The organism is Caballeronia sp. GAFFF2, from assembly GCF_023631485.1.
Taxonomy (GTDB): Bacteria; Pseudomonadota; Gammaproteobacteria; order Burkholderiales; family Burkholderiaceae; genus Caballeronia.
In genome coordinates this window covers 86,528-101,107 of record NZ_JALQDA010000037.1, presented here as the reverse complement: position 1 = coordinate 101,107, position 14,580 = coordinate 86,528, and the positions used below count along the sequence as shown (strand labels likewise).

General features: G+C 61.7%; 13 protein-coding genes. 6 read left to right on the top strand and 7 right to left on the bottom strand.

What is annotated here, in order from left to right; genetic code table 11:
- Positions 1-7: 7 nt before the first annotated feature.
- Positions 8-3,274 carry a bifunctional diguanylate cyclase/phosphodiesterase gene (locus tag NCT04_RS30395; protein WP_250469592.1) on the top strand — a complete coding sequence of 1,089 codons (3,267 nt, stop codon included), beginning with the start codon at positions 8-10 and terminating at the stop codon, positions 3,272-3,274.
- A gap of 113 nt (positions 3,275-3,387) precedes the next feature.
- Positions 3,388-4,116, top strand: a complete 729-nt coding sequence (locus tag NCT04_RS30390) for an SDR family oxidoreductase (protein ID WP_250469591.1) — start codon at positions 3,388-3,390, stop codon at positions 4,114-4,116.
- A gap of 21 nt (positions 4,117-4,137) precedes the next feature.
- On the opposite strand, the gene NCT04_RS30385 is transcribed toward NCT04_RS30390, so the two are convergent.
- The 4 genes from NCT04_RS30385 to NCT04_RS30370 form a co-directional block, all read right to left on the bottom strand.
- Positions 4,138-5,313: a tyrosine-type recombinase/integrase gene (locus NCT04_RS30385; RefSeq protein ID WP_244831954.1), complete on the bottom strand. Its 1,176-nt coding sequence runs from the start codon at positions 5,311-5,313 to the stop codon at positions 4,138-4,140.
- Positions 5,314-5,425: 112 nt separating this feature from the next.
- Positions 5,426-5,764, bottom strand: a complete 339-nt coding sequence (uraH, locus tag NCT04_RS30380; protein ID WP_244831569.1) for a hydroxyisourate hydrolase — start codon at positions 5,762-5,764, stop codon at positions 5,426-5,428.
- A 28-nt stretch (positions 5,765-5,792) separates the two neighbouring features.
- Positions 5,793-6,317, bottom strand: coding sequence for a hydroxyisourate hydrolase (locus tag NCT04_RS30375; protein ID WP_250469590.1), 525 nt, complete (start codon positions 6,315-6,317; stop codon positions 5,793-5,795).
- Between the two features lies 1 nt (position 6,318).
- The gene (locus NCT04_RS30370; protein ID WP_250469692.1) at positions 6,319-7,698 is read right to left on the bottom strand and encodes an MFS transporter; all 1,380 of its coding nucleotides are present in this window, start codon (positions 7,696-7,698) and stop codon (positions 6,319-6,321) included.
- Positions 7,699-8,058: 360 nt separating this feature from the next.
- Between NCT04_RS30370 and NCT04_RS30365 the strand changes: the two genes are divergently transcribed.
- Both NCT04_RS30365 and uraD read left to right on the top strand, forming a co-directional pair.
- Positions 8,059-9,003 carry a LysR family transcriptional regulator gene (locus NCT04_RS30365; RefSeq protein ID WP_244831564.1) on the top strand — a complete coding sequence of 315 codons (945 nt, stop codon included), beginning with the start codon at positions 8,059-8,061 and terminating at the stop codon, positions 9,001-9,003.
- A gap of 142 nt (positions 9,004-9,145) precedes the next feature.
- Positions 9,146-9,673 carry a 2-oxo-4-hydroxy-4-carboxy-5-ureidoimidazoline decarboxylase gene (gene uraD, locus NCT04_RS30360; RefSeq protein WP_250469589.1) on the top strand — a complete coding sequence of 176 codons (528 nt, stop codon included), beginning with the start codon at positions 9,146-9,148 and terminating at the stop codon, positions 9,671-9,673.
- Here the strand turns inward: uraD and NCT04_RS30355 are convergent.
- Complete coding sequence (locus NCT04_RS30355) at positions 9,653-10,117, bottom strand: cupin domain-containing protein (RefSeq protein WP_244831561.1); 465 nt, start codon at positions 10,115-10,117, stop codon at positions 9,653-9,655. The genes uraD and NCT04_RS30355 overlap by 21 nt on opposite strands.
- 548 nt (positions 10,118-10,665) lie before the next feature.
- On the opposite strand from NCT04_RS30355, the gene NCT04_RS30350 reads away from it, so the two are divergent.
- Positions 10,666-11,493: a class I SAM-dependent methyltransferase gene (locus NCT04_RS30350; protein WP_244831559.1), complete on the top strand. Its 828-nt coding sequence runs from the start codon at positions 10,666-10,668 to the stop codon at positions 11,491-11,493.
- 88 nt (positions 11,494-11,581) lie between these two features.
- On the opposite strand, the gene NCT04_RS30345 is transcribed toward NCT04_RS30350, so the two are convergent.
- Both NCT04_RS30345 and NCT04_RS30340 read right to left on the bottom strand, forming a co-directional pair.
- The gene (locus NCT04_RS30345) at positions 11,582-11,869 is read right to left on the bottom strand and encodes a response regulator (RefSeq protein WP_250469588.1); all 288 of its coding nucleotides are present in this window, start codon (positions 11,867-11,869) and stop codon (positions 11,582-11,584) included.
- 851 nt (positions 11,870-12,720) lie between these two features.
- The gene (locus tag NCT04_RS30340) at positions 12,721-13,632 is read right to left on the bottom strand and encodes an AraC family transcriptional regulator (RefSeq protein ID WP_250469587.1); all 912 of its coding nucleotides are present in this window, start codon (positions 13,630-13,632) and stop codon (positions 12,721-12,723) included.
- Between the two features lie 101 nt (positions 13,633-13,733).
- Between NCT04_RS30340 and NCT04_RS30335 the strand changes: the two genes are divergently transcribed.
- On the top strand, positions 13,734-14,483 hold the full coding sequence (locus NCT04_RS30335) for an SDR family oxidoreductase (RefSeq protein ID WP_250469586.1): 750 nt from the start codon (positions 13,734-13,736) through the stop codon (positions 14,481-14,483).
- Positions 14,484-14,580 lie beyond the last annotated feature (97 nt).

The window sequence follows — 14,580 nt, the reverse complement described above, 5'->3', positions numbered from 1 at the left end:
CCCGTTCATGATCTTCAACATCGACAAGATGCGCGCGATCAAGCGGCTGATCGAACCGGACGCGGCGCGCGGGCCTTCGCACGTGCAAGGCGACAGCCAGGAAGCGCGCTTGCCGCCTTCGCTGCGCCGGGCCATGCGCCGCGCGCTCGAAGCGCACGTGATGATTCCGGTATTCGCGGTCTTTCTGCTGGCGATCATCTGGGTGATCGTGCTGCAACTCGTTCACACGCAACGCATGGCCGCCGAAATCGCCGCGAGCGAACTCGGCCGTGAACTCGCGGATACCTACGAAGCGCAACTGGTGCGCAATCTCGCGACCATCGACCAGACGCTCAAGACCGTGCAGTTCGCGTACGAGACGAACGGCGCCGCAAGCTTCAAGCGCCTCAACGATCAGGGGCTTCTGCCGTCCGCGATCGTGTTTCGCGTCGCTATCGCCGATGCAAACGGTCAGCTCGCCGCGTCGAACCGCTCGGGCATGCCGCTCAGCGTGGCCGACGAGCCGTGGTTCATCGCGCAACGTCAGCGCCAGGACGACGCGCGCGCGCCGTACATGAGTCTCGTCGCGCCTTTTGAACACGCGGACATGCCGGAGATCATCTTCAGTCGCCGTCTGCGCGATGCATCGGGACACTTCGGCGGCGCGGTCATGCTCTCGCTCGACCCCGGTTATCTGACGAGCAACTACGACACGGCGCGCATGGGCAAGCATGGTCTGCTCGCGGTGTTGGGCGCGGACGGCGTCGTGCGTGCGCAGCAGATTGGCGATACGGTCTCGTGGGGCCAACGCTATCCCGACGCGGCATTGCGCGCGGTGCGCGATACGCCGGTCAGCAACGCGGTCGTGCATGAGTGGGACAACGACGCACACCGCTATACCAGCGTGCGCGAACTGAACGGCTACGCGCTGATTGCGCTCGTCGGTCTCGACCAGGACGAACAACTCGCCGATTTTCGCAGCCGCCGGCGCGCCGACTTCATCTGGACGAGCGTGCTGAGTCTCGGCGTCATCGTGATCGCGTTCATTCTCAGTCGTTCGAGCTGGCAACTCGCTGTCAGCCGCCGACGCGAACGGCGCGCGCAACAGACTTACTACGCGGCATCCGAATCGAGCATCGACGCGTTCCTCGTGTTTCGCGACGAGCGCGGTCCGGCAGGCGAGATCGAGAAGTTCATTCTGACCGGCACCAACCGGCGCGGCGTCGAGATTCTCGGCGTGGCGCGCGAACGGTTGATTGGCAGCACGCTCGACGAAGCGTTCGTCGACGCGCGCGACGGCGGCGTCTTCGACGAGTTCGTCGAGGTGGCCGAAACGCTGCAGGTGCGCGAGCACGAATGGCAGTATCGGCGCGCGGATGGCGAGACGCTGTGGCTGCATCGGCAAGTGGTGCCGGTGGAAGACGGCGTCGTTGCCATCGTGCGCGATCTGAGCGCGCGCAAGCGGTCGGAAGCGCGCAGGCAGGAGCAGAGCCGAATCCTCGAAATGATCGCGAAGAGCGTGCCGCTCGAAGAAGTGCTCGTGCGCGTGGTGAGCGTGCTCGAAACGCAGATTCCCGGGTCGCGCTGCGCGGTGCTGCTGCGCGACGGCACGAGCAACTGGCTGCGCGTCGGCGCGGCGCCGAGCATGTCGGAGCGATACCGCGAAGTGGTTGGCCAGTCGCGTATCGACGAAGATGCGTTGTTGAGCGGCAAGGCCATTCATACGCGTCAGACGGTATGCGTGATCGACGTGGCGCGCGACGAGGCCCTGAGCCGCGAACTCGCGCGCTGCGGCCTCGCCGACGTCATGTCGTGCTGGGCCTTTCCCGTGCTCTCGCACGACGGTTCCGCGCTCGGCGTCATCACGCTGTATATGCAGGAGAAGCACTATCCGAGCGAGCCGGAATCGCAGGCGGTTGCGCTGTCGACGCGCATTGCGGGTATCGCGATTCAGCGCAGCGAGGCCGAGGAGCGCATTCGCCATATGGCGAACCACGACGCGCTCACCGGTTTGCCCAACCGCACGCTTCTAAGCGACCGTCTCAAGCAGGTGCTGTTGCAGGCGGAGCGTTATGGGCGCGGCGTGACGGTGATATTTATCGACCTCGATAACTTCAAGCTCATCAACGATAGCCTTGGCCACCGCGCGGGTGACGATCTCCTGCGCACGGTCGCTTCGCGCATGGTGCAATCGGTGCGCAGCACGGACACGGTCGTTCGTCTGGGCGGCGACGAATTCGTGATCGTGTTGCTCGAAGACGATCAGAGCGGCGCGGGCGTCACGGCCATGGTCGAGCGCTTGCGTCAGACCATTTTGCAGCCTGCGGAATTGCAGGGACAGCATTATCAGGTGAGCTGCAGCATGGGGCTTGCGAGCTATCCGAACGATGGCCGCGACGCCGACACGCTCCTCATGAACGCCGACGCCGCGATGTATCACGCGAAGGAAATGGGCCGCAACAATTACCAGGCCTACACGGCGGACATGAATCAGAAGGTGCATGAACGCCTGCGCTATCAGGAGCAGTTGCGCCACGCGCTTGCCAACGACGAGTTCCGGCTCGTGTATCAGCCGCAGGTGGATCTGGAGACGCATCGCGTATTCGGTGTGGAGACGCTGCTGCGCTGGGAGCATCCGACCGAAGGCCTGATTTCGCCCGCGACCTTCATCCCGATTGCGGAAGAAACGGGTTTGATTCTGCCGATTGGCGACTGGGTGTTACACGCGGCCTGCCGACAAAATCAGGCGTGGCAGGACGAAGGTCTGCCGCCGGTGACGGTGGCGGTGAACGTATCGGCGCGGCAGTTTCTGCAAAAGGAACTCGTGGAACGCGTGCGGCATGCGCTCGATGAAAGCGGGCTCGATCCGCAGTATCTCGAACTCGAGATTACCGAGAGCGTCATCATGCAGGATCTCGATGGCGCCATCGCAACCATGTGCCGGTTGCAGGAAATGGGCGTGAAGCTTTCCATCGACGACTTCGGCACCGGGTATTCGAGTCTCTCGGCGCTGAAGCATTTTCCGATAGCGCGTCTGAAGATCGATCAGTCGTTCGTGCGCGAGTTGCCGGGCGGCGACGACGATCGCGCCATCGTCATGGCCGTGATTTCGCTCGGACGCCAGCTCGATCTGAACGTGATCGCCGAAGGCGTGGAGAGCGAGCAACAGCTGAAGTTCCTGCAGGAAAACGCGTGTTCGGAGATTCAAGGGTATCGATACAGCCGTCCGCTCACGCCCGATGCCTTGAAGACGCTCTTGTTGCAGCCATTCGAGTGGCCCGCCGAAGCGGCTTGAGTGCGGCGCTAACGACTTTAGTCTTGACAGTGTTCCCGGCCTACACAATCATCGTTCGTTGATGCGCGGCGTTTCATCGGCGCGCGACGACGGTCAACGCAAGGACGACGAATATGGCAAGAGAACTGGAAGGCAAAGTAGCCGTGGTGACGGGCGCGGCCTCGGGCATTGGGCTTGCCAGCACCGATGCAATGCTGGCGGCAGGGGCGCGCGTCGTGCTGGTGGACCGCGACGAAGCGGCACTGACGAAGCTCTGCGCCGAACGCGGCGATGGGGCGCGCGCGCTCGTCATCGACCTTCTCGACCCCAAGGCCTGCGCGACGCTCGCGCCGCGTGTCATCGAGATGGCGGGGCAAATCGACATCCTGCATGCGAACGCGGGCACTTACGTGGGCGGCGATCTCGTCGATGCCGACACGAGCGCCATCGACCGCATGCTCAATCTCAATGTCAACGTCGTGATGAAGAACGTGCACGACGTGCTGCCGCATATGATCGGCAGGAACACCGGCGACATTGTCGTGACGAGTTCGCTCGCGGCTCATTTTCCGACACCGTGGGAGCCGGTTTATGCGTCGTCGAAATGGGCCATCAACTGCTTCGTCCAGACCGTGCGGCGTCAGGTGTTCAAACATGGCATTCGCGTCGGCTCCGTTTCGCCAGGGCCGGTGATCAGCGCATTGCTGGCCGATTGGCCGGAAGAGAAGCTCAAGGAAGCGAAGGAGTCGGGCAGTTTGCTCGACGCGAGCGAAGTCGCAAACGCCATTCTCTTCATGCTGACACGACCGCGCGGCGTGACCATTCGCGACGTTATCCTGATGCCGACGAACTTCGACTTATGACGCGCGAAACGGACGCGTTCGCTACCAGTCGATGCGATGCTTCTCGTCCGTCTCGCGGTGCCGCCGGTCGTCGTCCATATGCAGATAAAGACTCGTCGTGGCAAGCGATGCGTGCCCGAGGTTGTCGCGCACGAGCCGCAGATCGACTTTTTGATCCGCCATATGCGAACCGGCGCTGTGACGCAGCCAGTGCGCCGACGCCTTCTCCAGCAAGTCCGCGTTCGCGGATGCGCCGTCGCGTTCGCGGAGCCGGGCCGCTGCGCTCGCAAAAATATCCTTCACGATGGAATGCAGCGCGGCGCGCGTGAGCGGCGCGCAAGTCTTCGTGCCGTCGTTCGCGGCCGTTGCGCCGACGGGCAGCACGAGCGGCGTGTCTTCGCTGGGCGAGGGCATTGCGCTCAAGCCCAGATGCTGACGATAGCGCGAGAGCTCCGTCATCATCTCGCGCGTGGCGGGCACGAGGCGCTCCTTGCCGCCTTTGCCGAGGATGGTGAGCCACCAGCGCATCGTGCCGTCCGCATCGCGTCGCACGAAAAACTGCCCCATGTGATTGCCGCCAACTTCCGCTATACGCAAGCCCCCAAGGTAGAGCAGCGTGAAGAGCCAACGCGCGCGCGACGCATGGGCGCGAGCGCGGTCAGTTTCGCGCGGCATGGCCGCGATGGTGTCCTTCACTTCCTGCCAAAGTGCCGGTTCCAGATAACGCGTGATGCGCGGCGCGGCATGCTTTGCGCGTTGACGAGACAGCGCGAGCGGATTGCCCGCGAGATAGCCGGCTTGTACCAGCCACGAAAACAGCGCGTTCAAAATGACGACCGCCTGACGCTGACTCGCGGGCGATAGCGGTCCGTAAAACGGCCGCCAGCGCGCGTCGCTGCGCGCATGCTTGCGCCCGCCGCCCGCGACCCATGTCGCCGCCGGTTGCGGGTCGGCGAGAAAGTGCTGATAGCGCAGACAATCCTCGTGCGAGAGCGACGACAGCGGCTTGCCGAGCGTCACGATAGACCAGAGCAGAAGGCGTTCGGCTTCCTTGCGATAGTTCTCGAAGGTGGTCTTCGTTGCGTGGAAGCGCGACAGCCAAGCGCGGATGGCGTCGAGGTCGCTGTCCGCCTCGATTTGCGCGTGCTTGCGAAGCTCGCGGTTCGTGCCGTCGCGGCCATCTATTTCCGCTGGAATTACGAGCGCTTCAAGCGGCATCGGCTGAAGCGCAACGCGGGACGATGCTCGCAGAGTTTGGTTCAAGGTGGGGCGTCGTCGGTGGGTCGAACTGAACGACATTATAGGTGGATGTGCTTGCCCCGATCCGTGTTCAGCTCCCGCGATAAGTCCCGAAGCTCCATGGCGAACAGAGCAGCGGCACATGGTAATGCTGTGTCGCGTCCGAGACGGTGAAGCGCACGGGAACGACATCGGCGAAGACATCCGGCGTGCGAAAGTAGTCGGCGACCCAGAAGCGCAACTCGAAGCTCCCGGCGCGCGCTTGAGCGGCGGGCAAAATCGGCGCGTCGGTGCGGCCATCGCGATTCGTCCGCGTCCGCGCGATGAGCGTCGGCGGCTGCGTGGTCGTATCGAATAGCTCGATCTGCATGCCGGCAGCGGGCTTGCCGGTGGATACATCGAGGACGTGTGTGGTGATGCCTGCGGCCATCGTGATGCTCCTGTTCGAAATTACGGAATTAGCTGCCGCGATAATAGTTGTAGCTCCACGGCCCGAAGAGCACGGGCAGATGGATGCGCTGCGAGGCATCGGTGATGCGAAAGCGCAGCGGAACCTTCGAGAGGAACAGCGGCGTCGGCAGCTCGGTCTTGAGCGCGGCGAAGTAGTCGTCGGCGTGCAGCAGTAGTTCGTAAGTGCCGACGCGGTAGGTTTCGTCGATCAAAAGCGGCGGTTCGCTGCGGCCGCTTGCGGCGAGCGTGATCGTCTGCATGCGTTTCGGCTGGCCGTTTTCAATGCTGAACAGGTCCACGCGCATGCCCGCGGCCGGCGTGCCGTGCCAGGTATCCAGTCCATGCATGGTCAGGCGCGGACTCAGGCCGTCCTGCTGCACGGGGCCGGTGTTCTGATTCGGCGCGGGCGCGGCCTCCATGCCAGCGGCGTGCGCGGTTCCGGCGAAGAGCACGCTGCTGCCGAGCGCCATGGACTGCAGCGCGAAGCGCCGGCGGCGGGCATCGAAGGTGGGAAGGGTGGTGTCGTCGCTCATGTCATGCCTCTTGTTGTGTGCCGCCAAGCTTGCGGATACCCGCGATGACCAGCACCGCAGCGAGAATTTCGATGAAGGCCACGAGATACAGCCCGGTCGTGACCTTGCCGGTGGCGTTTTTGATGAGCCCCATTACATACGGCGCGCCGAAGCCCGCGAGATTCGAGACCGAGTTGATCAGCGCCACGCCGACAGCGGCCGCGCTGCCCGCCAGATAGCGGTTCGGCAACTGCCAGAACACGGGAATGGCGCTCATGGTGCCGGCAAGCGCCAGAGTCATCGCAATGAGCGAGACGATGGCGGGCAGTCCCGGCACGCCCATGAACAGCGCGAGCGCGGCCATCGACACGCCGCCTGCTATCGCCGGGCCGCTGAAGTGCCAGCGCACCTCGTTGCGCCGGTCGGAGCGCGCGCCGTTGAAGATCATGCCCGCCGCGCCGCACAGATAGGCCACCGCCGCAATCCAGCCCACGGCAATCGGCGAGATAAAGCCCACGTCCTTGATGATGGTCGGAATCCAGAACGTCAGCGTGGAGTTCGCGCACAGCAGGCAGAAGAAGATCGCAATGAGCAGCCACACCTTGCGGTTGGTCAGGAGCGAGCGCCAGTCGTGTCCGCGCTCGCCCATCGAGGCGTTGTCGCGCTGCAGGGCATCGAGCACGACGCGCTTTTCATCTGCCGTGAGCCAGCGCGCTTCATCGGGCTTGTCGGTCATGTAGAAGTACGCGAAGAAGCCGGCCAGCACGGAAGGAATGCCTTCGATGATGAAGAGCCACTGCCAGCCGTGCATGCCGTGAAAGCCGCCCATCGAAGTCATGATCCAGCCGGCGATGGGACCGCCGAGCACGCCCGCAATCGCGGATGCCGACATGAACGTGCCGAAGGCGCGCGCACGGCGCTGCGTGGGATACCAGTAGGTGAGATAGAGGATCACGCCCGGATAGAAGCCCGCCTCGAAGGCGCCGAGCAGAAAGCGCAGGAGATAGAACTGTGTCGGCGTGGAGACGGTCGTCTGTAGCATGCAGATGACGCCCCAGCAGATCGTGATGCGCATGATGGTCTTCTTCGCGCCGATCTTCTGCAAAAGCATGTTCGAGGGCACTTCGAAGAAGAAGTAGCCGAGAAAAAAGATACCGGCGCCGAGCCCGTACACCGCTTCGGAGAAATGCAGCGAGTCCAGCATCTGCAGTTTGGCGAAGCCGATATTCACGCGGTCGAGCCATGCCAGCACCCAAAGCACGCCTAGAAACGGCAGCAGGCGCCACGAGACTTTGCGATAAGCGCTGGCCTCCGCATTCGCGATGACGTCAGCCGTTGCGCTGACCGTTGCGCCGTTCGGCCCATCGGCGTACGCCGGCATGACTTCCTTGATGATCGACATGATGAGTCCTCCAAGCGCGATGAAGTAAGCCGCCGCGGCGGTGCGTTCGATGGAGCCAGTATTGAAAATCAAAAAAAGCTTGGGAACGGCGGGCGTTTGAATAAGCCCGATAGCAACTTCGATATGCGCCGCAAAGCCTTGCGGCGCAAGGGTTTGCGGGGTTAGACAGAGGTGCGTTCGCCGTTATGGATTACCCTTGGGGCGCGCGTTCAGGCGTTGTTGCACCGCCTTCGTGCAGGAATCGGCCGAACGCATCGAATTAATTCGGCACGTTGCCCTCGATGCTTCTACACGTTACAACGTCAAACAGGCAAGCGCTGCCCCGACGCTGCGCCGTTCACGGGCCACGGACCTCAAAACATGAATCGCGCAGACGATCCATTCGATACCTACCTGTTGCGCGTGCTTTGCACGTTGATCGCCGAGCGCAGCGTGTCTCGCACGGCCATTCGCATGAATCAGTCGCAGCCGGCCATCAGCAGCGCGCTCAAACGGCTGCGTACGATCTTCAACGACCCGCTTCTCACGCGCGAGAAGAACGTGATGGTCCCGACCGAGCGGGCGCTACAACTCGCCGAGAACGCGCAAGCCGCGCTCGGCGCGCTGGATAACCTGCTGGTAGCGGACGACCGGTTCGATCCCGCCACCACCGAGCAGACCTTCACGGTCGGCATGCCCGACTATCTGGCGCCGCCGTTCTTCGCGCATGTGGTGCGCGAGTTCCGCCGCACGGCGCCGAGGGCGCGTCTCGTCGCGATGCCGCTGTCCGCGACCTTCAACTACGAGCAGGCGTTGTCGGAAGGCTCGCCGGATATCGTCATCGGCAATTGGCCGAATCCACCGGAGCATCTGCATTTGTCCGTGCTGCTTGAGGACGAGGTGGTGTGCGTCGTGGCCGAGGACAGCGTGCATGCGCGACCCGGCGAGTTCACCGCGCAGACTTATCTGGACGCGGCGCATATCGTGCCAACGCCATATTCGCGCGATCAACGTGGCGTCGTGGATACCGGACTCAGCACGATGCGCGTGCATCGGGACAATCGCGTGAGCTGTCCGTACTTCAATCTCGCGCCTAGCCTCATTCCAGGCACGGACCTGATCCTGACCACGGGCCGCCACTTCGCCAACTATCACGCGCAATCGCTGCCGGTTGCCGTGCTCGAACCGCCGATCGAGTTCCCGCTCATGCGGTTCTATCAGCTGTGGCATCCGTCGCGGCATCGCTCGGCATCGCATGTGTGGCTGCGCGGCACGTTGACGGCGGCGTCGCAAGCGCTGCGCGAACTGCGCGACATGAAGCGTTAGGGTAGCCGGCGCTCGTTATCGGGTTCTGCTATGCGGTCTATAAGGCCGCGGTTCTCGCCCGCCGCGCTTGCGCTTCCTATACTCGGCCCGTAATCGTCATCCACGCCTGGCCTCGATCAAGCGGGCTTTACGGGAGCACTACATGTCTCAGTCGATCGATCTCGCGCCGATCAATGCGCTCGATCATGCAACCTTCCTGCGCGCCTTCGGGAGCGTCTTCGAGCACTTTCCACAGGCAGCGAGCGGCGCGTGGGAACGGCGGCCGTTCGGCTCCGCGCCGGAACTGCATCGAGCGATGATGGACGTCATCCGCGCGCTGAACGAGCGAGGCCAATGCGACTTTCTGAACTTGCATCCGCTATTGTCGGGTTCGAACATTCGTGCAGGCACGATGACGCGCGATTCGAATGCCGAACAAAAGGGTGCCGGACTGGACGCGCTGACGCCCGCGCAAGAGGCCGCGCTCGACCGGATGAACGCGGACTATCTCGCGCGGCATGGCTTTCCATTCATTATCTGCGTGCGGCATTACACGCGGGAGGGGATTTTCGCGGCGTTCGAACGCCGTATCGGGCGTGACACGCCACAGGAGATGGACGAGGCGCTCGCGCAGATCGAGGCAATCACTCGGGCGCGGCTTTATAAGCGCTTAAGCGCTCTCGTCTCCTGACGATCGGAACGACGAGCGGGGAAAGGAGCCGTTGAGTTTGCGGCTGAACTTGCGGCTCACCTTGAGCGCGAGCAGCGCAGGCTTGGTGATATGCGGACGCAAGATGGCATGCTTGCGCACGTATTTCGGAACGTACCATTCAGAATGGGTCCCGGCATAGAACAGCGCGGCATGGCCTTCGCGCAGCGTGCGCGGTTCCTGACCTTCGGCCGTGATGATGACTTCGCCTTCGATGACGTAGATGGTCTCATCGGCATTGAAGTACCAGTTGAAGCGCCCGGCGGTGCAATCCCAGACCCAGGAAGTCGTGGTCGTGTCGGGACTCTGCGACCACTGACCGCTGCGCGCGACGGGATTGCCCTCGAGTATCCACGCCGGGTCGATCGGGTCAGGCTTGAGCAGAACGTCATCCAGACGAACTGACTCGAAAACGGGAGTGGCCATGAGAGTTCCTTTGCCGGTACTGGCGATCGATTAAATAGGGCAGCAAAAAAAGCGCCTACCCGGCGAATTCATCGCCATGAATTGCGGGAACATGGGTTCGGTCGATGTCGGCGTGCTCGGTCAAGACCATCAACGGATATGCATTGGTCCGCGTGAGCGTTATCTGCAAAGGGTTTTAAGTCTTTGAGCATATCGTGATAGGTTGGTCGGCATGCGCTTCGTATGAACAAACCAAAGTCATGTTGCGACGCCCGGCAAAGCGTCGACAACTGGCTGGCCATTCGACAACCTACTGAAAATTCTTCCCGATGCCAAGGCTTTGCGTGATGACGTGCATCGCCTCAGGAACGGTCAGACGCTTATATGCCCGCTGAGTTCCGTTTTTGATTAGGGCTGACGCGCACGTTTATCATGCCGAGCGCTATTTTGAATAACCCGGCGGCAAAATTAAACGACTGCTACACTTCATTTGTCATTCAAGTGCGGTGGCGGCCGACTCTCAATGCCCCGCTCCGGTTTCTCTGGTTATCGCTCAGCGCGGGTGCCGTATGGGATTTTCCCAGCAACGCTTTACCGTGCAAGACCGCGTCAACCGGTCTGCATGGCGCACCCGTAGCGCGCTCCGATGGTACGACAAGCTGAGCGATTGGACCGATCCTGGCGAGGCCGCGGCTATCGCTTATGTGCGCGCGGAAGTACGCGATCAACCTTTGCTCGATGTCGGTGTAGGCGGCGGACGCACGGTGCCGCTGCTGTCGCGGGTGAGCCCGGATTACACGGGTGTCGATTACACGCCCGAGCTGGTCGCGATATGTCAGAGAAATTATCCGAGCGTCCAGGTGCGTGTCATGGATGCGCGCAACCTGGCCGAATTCGAGGACAACAGCTTCGCGCTCGTGATGTTCAGCTTCAATGGCATCGATTCCATCGACAGTGAAGGCAGACGCAAAGTGCTAAGCGAGTTTGCACGCGTGCTCAAGCCAGGCGGTCTCGCATTGTTTTCTACCCACAATCTCGCCGGGCCGGGCTACAGGGAAACGTTTGCGCAAGCTTCGCATGTTTCGCAAGCGGAGAATGTCGTCGAATTCGGCATTAACTGCGCGCGGGCCTTATATAACCTTCCAATGGCGGCGTTCAATTATCTGCGGTATTCGCCTCTCAACCGCGAATACGACGGCTATGCACTACGCGTCTGCGCCGCTCACAGGTTCGGCATTCTGATCCTTTACACGGATATCCAGACGCAGCGCCAACAATGTGCCGAGGCCGGCCTGCTTACCGAGGCCGTTTTCGGAAGTAATAGCGGCGCTCAAGTATCGGAACTGGCCGACGTTAGCGGCGAGAACTGGCTGCATTTCGTCGCGCGAAAGGTCTAGCGGTTCACTTCTGCGTTGCAATCGATTGATTTCTGCGTCGTCGATCATCTCGCCGTCCATTCCCTAAGGAACGTGGCCATCGTTCGCGCTAGCGGCGATTGCGCATCGGCACGATACCGAAATGACTTTCGATGAGATCGGTGAGTCGCCAGAGCGAACATGGGCGACGGACGTGACCGTCGAAGCCGGCTTCTTTCATCGATGGCAGCGAATCGAGTGGTTGAATGTTGCTCATTGCAATGATCAATAAACCCGCCGTGTGTTCCGTTCGACGCAACTGCCGGACAGTTTCAAAGTCGGGTGGCGTGTCCATTCTCGTGTCGAGCAGCAGCGCATGAGCTTTCCAGTGCTGCAGGAAACGCTGGGCGTCGCCCATTTCGCTTGCGTGTATTGCTTCGAATCCTCTCGTGGACAGAAGAAGCGCAAGCGACTTGCCTATTGGTCTGTCCTTATGCCCGATTACGATTCGCCTTTTGCTGGTCACGACAACCTTGCTGTCGGGCCGCCACAGCGCGAACTCCTGCTCGTCGTCCAACGGTAAGCGCCCTGTCACGATGTGCTCCTCTGACCTGCGTTGATCGACTAATCATTGATTGCGGGTCTTTGCCGATGCGGGCGCCGCGTTGCCAACAGACGTTGTCACACAGTGGCGCTATTCTGACCTGATCTAAACCGCGAACCGGTAATGACGTGCATCTCGCGCATTGCTGTTGTAAGTGCTTGCAGCACTCGGAACGAATCCTGGCGTGCTAGGTTACGCGCTCTGCGTGCGGGGCATAGAGCCAAAGCCGCACTGCGCTCCCTTATTGGTATTCATAGATATCAGATGAGTTCGGAATTGCCTAGATCATTCCTGTTGTCGTTGTCCAACGTGTCGGAGCCCGCGAGCACTTCCACATCAGGTGACTCGCATTCTTCACAACGAAGTGCCTCTTCCGACAATTGCGACGAAAACAATTTTCCGCAAGACTGACAGTGGCACGTGAGCATTAGGCCTCCGAAGTGCAGCGCATACAACGTTCTGAGGAAAGGTTAGCACGTGGTTTCGCCAGTTTCAGATTCTTCTTCTCAATGAAGCAAAACGATTCATGCATTCCAACGAAGTGGGATGTGTGGAAATTCTTAAATAAATAACGTCAGTTGATTGAAGAGGTTGCGCGTGATCGTGAGCGTCGAACGAGCGTTATTGAGCCAGGCAATGAGCAATCGATCTGCATATCGAAGTAATTAGTCTTCTGCCGCTTGTCCGTCGCGCGCGTATTGCGACGGCGAGCGGCCGACATGCCGGGTGAACGCGACGCTGAACGTGCTGGCGGAGCTATAGCCGACACGCTGCGCGATCTCCGCGATACGCCCTTGACTTCGCCGCAACAGATCCTTGGCGAGCGCCATGCGCCACCGAAGCAGATATTCCATCGGCGCCACGCCCACCGCGCGACTGAAGCGCTCGAAAAAGGTCGAACGCGAAAGCGCGGCCTCTTTCGCCAACTCGGCCACCGTCCACGCGTGCGCGGAGCGTTCGTGCATTCCGCGTAAGGCAGCCGCTAAACGAAGGTCCGACAGCCCACGCACGAGACCCGGTGACGCGTCCGTTCCGGCCGTCGAGCGCAGCGCCTCGATCAGCAGCACTTCGAGCAATCGAGAAAGCACGACTTCGCGCGCGGGCCGCTGTTCGCGCGATTCCTCGCGAACCAGTTGCACGAGCGTGGCAAGCCGCCGTTCCCCGCGAACATGCACGAAGCGCGGCAACAGCGAAACGAGCAGAGCCGCGTCGGGTGAACCGAAGCTGCAGTGACCCGCCATCATGCGCGCGTCGATCGGGCTATCCGGCGGGCCGATCCTGAACTCGCCATTGCCGAGCGCAACGGGCGATTGCGTTTCGGAACCGGGCGGCGGCGCTTCGAGACTGGACACCGCAACGCCGTAAGCGGCGGGAATCAGCATGAAGTCGCCGGACAACAGTTCGATCGGCTCGTAGCCGTCGATTGAGATACGGCATCCGCCTTCCAGAATCACGCAATAAAAAGGCTGACCTGCGTCCGAGCGGCTGATGTGCCAAGGACTTGCACCATGAACGAGCTTGGAGAAATTGGCAGCCGGTTGAAGCAGCGTCACGACTTCGGCCAACGGATCGATCATTGCCGGACTCCTGCAAATGAAATCTGGATTATCGATTGTAGCGAGTACGAGAGCGGCGATCTATTGTGGTGGCACACGCAAACCACTTCAAAGGAGTCGTCATGCAAACCGTGTTGATCACCGGTTGTTCGTCCGGATTTGGGCTCGAAATCGCCCGTCACTTTCTGAGTCGCGGCTGGCAAGTCATCGCGACGATGCGCACGCCGCGCACCGATGTGCTGCCGCCGTCCGAACGCCTGCGCATCTTGCCGCTCGATGTCACGAACGCCGAAAGCATTCGCGCGGCAATCGAAGCCGCAGGACCGATCGATGCCCTCGTCAACAACGCGGGCGTCGGCGCGGCGTCGCCCGCCGAACTCGTGCCCATTGCCACGGTGCGCGACATCTTCGAGACCAACACCATCGGCACCATTGCAATGACGCAAGCCGTGCTGCCGCAGTTTCGCGAGCGCGGGGCGGGCGTCATCGTCAACGTGACGTCGAGCGTGACCATTAAGCCCTTGCCGCTGATCGGCGCATATCGCGCGAGCAAGGCGGCGGTGAACGCCTTCACCGAGTCGATGGCGCTTGAACTCGAACCGTTCGGCGTGCGCGCGCGCCTCGTTTTGCCGGGCCGCGCGCCGGACACGCGCTTCGGCGACAACGCGCGCGCGCATATGCATGGCTTGGAGCACGCGGCCTATGCCGATCTCGTCAAGCGCGTCTTCGAGCAGTTCCAGGACACCGCGTCGCCGACCACGCGTGCGGAGGACGTTGCCGAAGCGGTATGGCGCGCGGCCACCGACCCCTCGGCGCCGATGCGTATTCCCGCTGGCGTCGATGCCGAGGCATGGGCCGCCGAAGCGCGCTAAAGATGAAGCGAAAAATAATCCCAACGAATCGACAGGCTCGAAATGCGCGGGGAGGGTAGTGTTGCCTCGTTCGACGCGGGCGGTCTACGCGTTGGGA

What these genes read in the sequence shown, in the direction of transcription:
- NCT04_RS30365 (WP_244831564.1), top strand. Translation starts at nt 8,059, where the DNA reads ATGAATCGCGCAGACGATCCATTCGATACCTACCTGTTGCGCGTGCTT.
- NCT04_RS30385 (WP_244831954.1), bottom strand. Translation starts at nt 5,313, where the DNA reads ATGCCGCTTGAAGCGCTCGTAATTCCAGCGGAAATAGATGGCCGCGAC.
- NCT04_RS30375 (WP_250469590.1), bottom strand. Translation starts at nt 6,317, where the DNA reads ATGAGCGACGACACCACCCTTCCCACCTTCGATGCCCGCCGCCGGCGC.
- NCT04_RS30340 (WP_250469587.1), bottom strand. Translation starts at nt 13,632, where the DNA reads ATGATCGATCCGTTGGCCGAAGTCGTGACGCTGCTTCAACCGGCTGCC.
- NCT04_RS30390 (WP_250469591.1), top strand. Translation starts at nt 3,388, where the DNA reads ATGGCAAGAGAACTGGAAGGCAAAGTAGCCGTGGTGACGGGCGCGGCC.
- NCT04_RS30350 (WP_244831559.1), top strand. Translation starts at nt 10,666, where the DNA reads ATGGGATTTTCCCAGCAACGCTTTACCGTGCAAGACCGCGTCAACCGG.
- NCT04_RS30355 (WP_244831561.1), bottom strand. Translation starts at nt 10,117, where the DNA reads ATGGCCACTCCCGTTTTCGAGTCAGTTCGTCTGGATGACGTTCTGCTC.
- uraH (WP_244831569.1), bottom strand. Translation starts at nt 5,764, where the DNA reads ATGGCCGCAGGCATCACCACACACGTCCTCGATGTATCCACCGGCAAG.
- NCT04_RS30335 (WP_250469586.1), top strand. Translation starts at nt 13,734, where the DNA reads ATGCAAACCGTGTTGATCACCGGTTGTTCGTCCGGATTTGGGCTCGAA.
- NCT04_RS30345 (WP_250469588.1), bottom strand. Translation starts at nt 11,869, where the DNA reads ATGGGCGACGCCCAGCGTTTCCTGCAGCACTGGAAAGCTCATGCGCTG.
- uraD (WP_250469589.1), top strand. Translation starts at nt 9,146, where the DNA reads ATGTCTCAGTCGATCGATCTCGCGCCGATCAATGCGCTCGATCATGCA.
- NCT04_RS30370 (WP_250469692.1), bottom strand. Translation starts at nt 7,698, where the DNA reads ATGTCGATCATCAAGGAAGTCATGCCGGCGTACGCCGATGGGCCGAAC.
- NCT04_RS30395 (WP_250469592.1), top strand. Translation starts at nt 8, where the DNA reads ATGATCTTCAACATCGACAAGATGCGCGCGATCAAGCGGCTGATCGAA.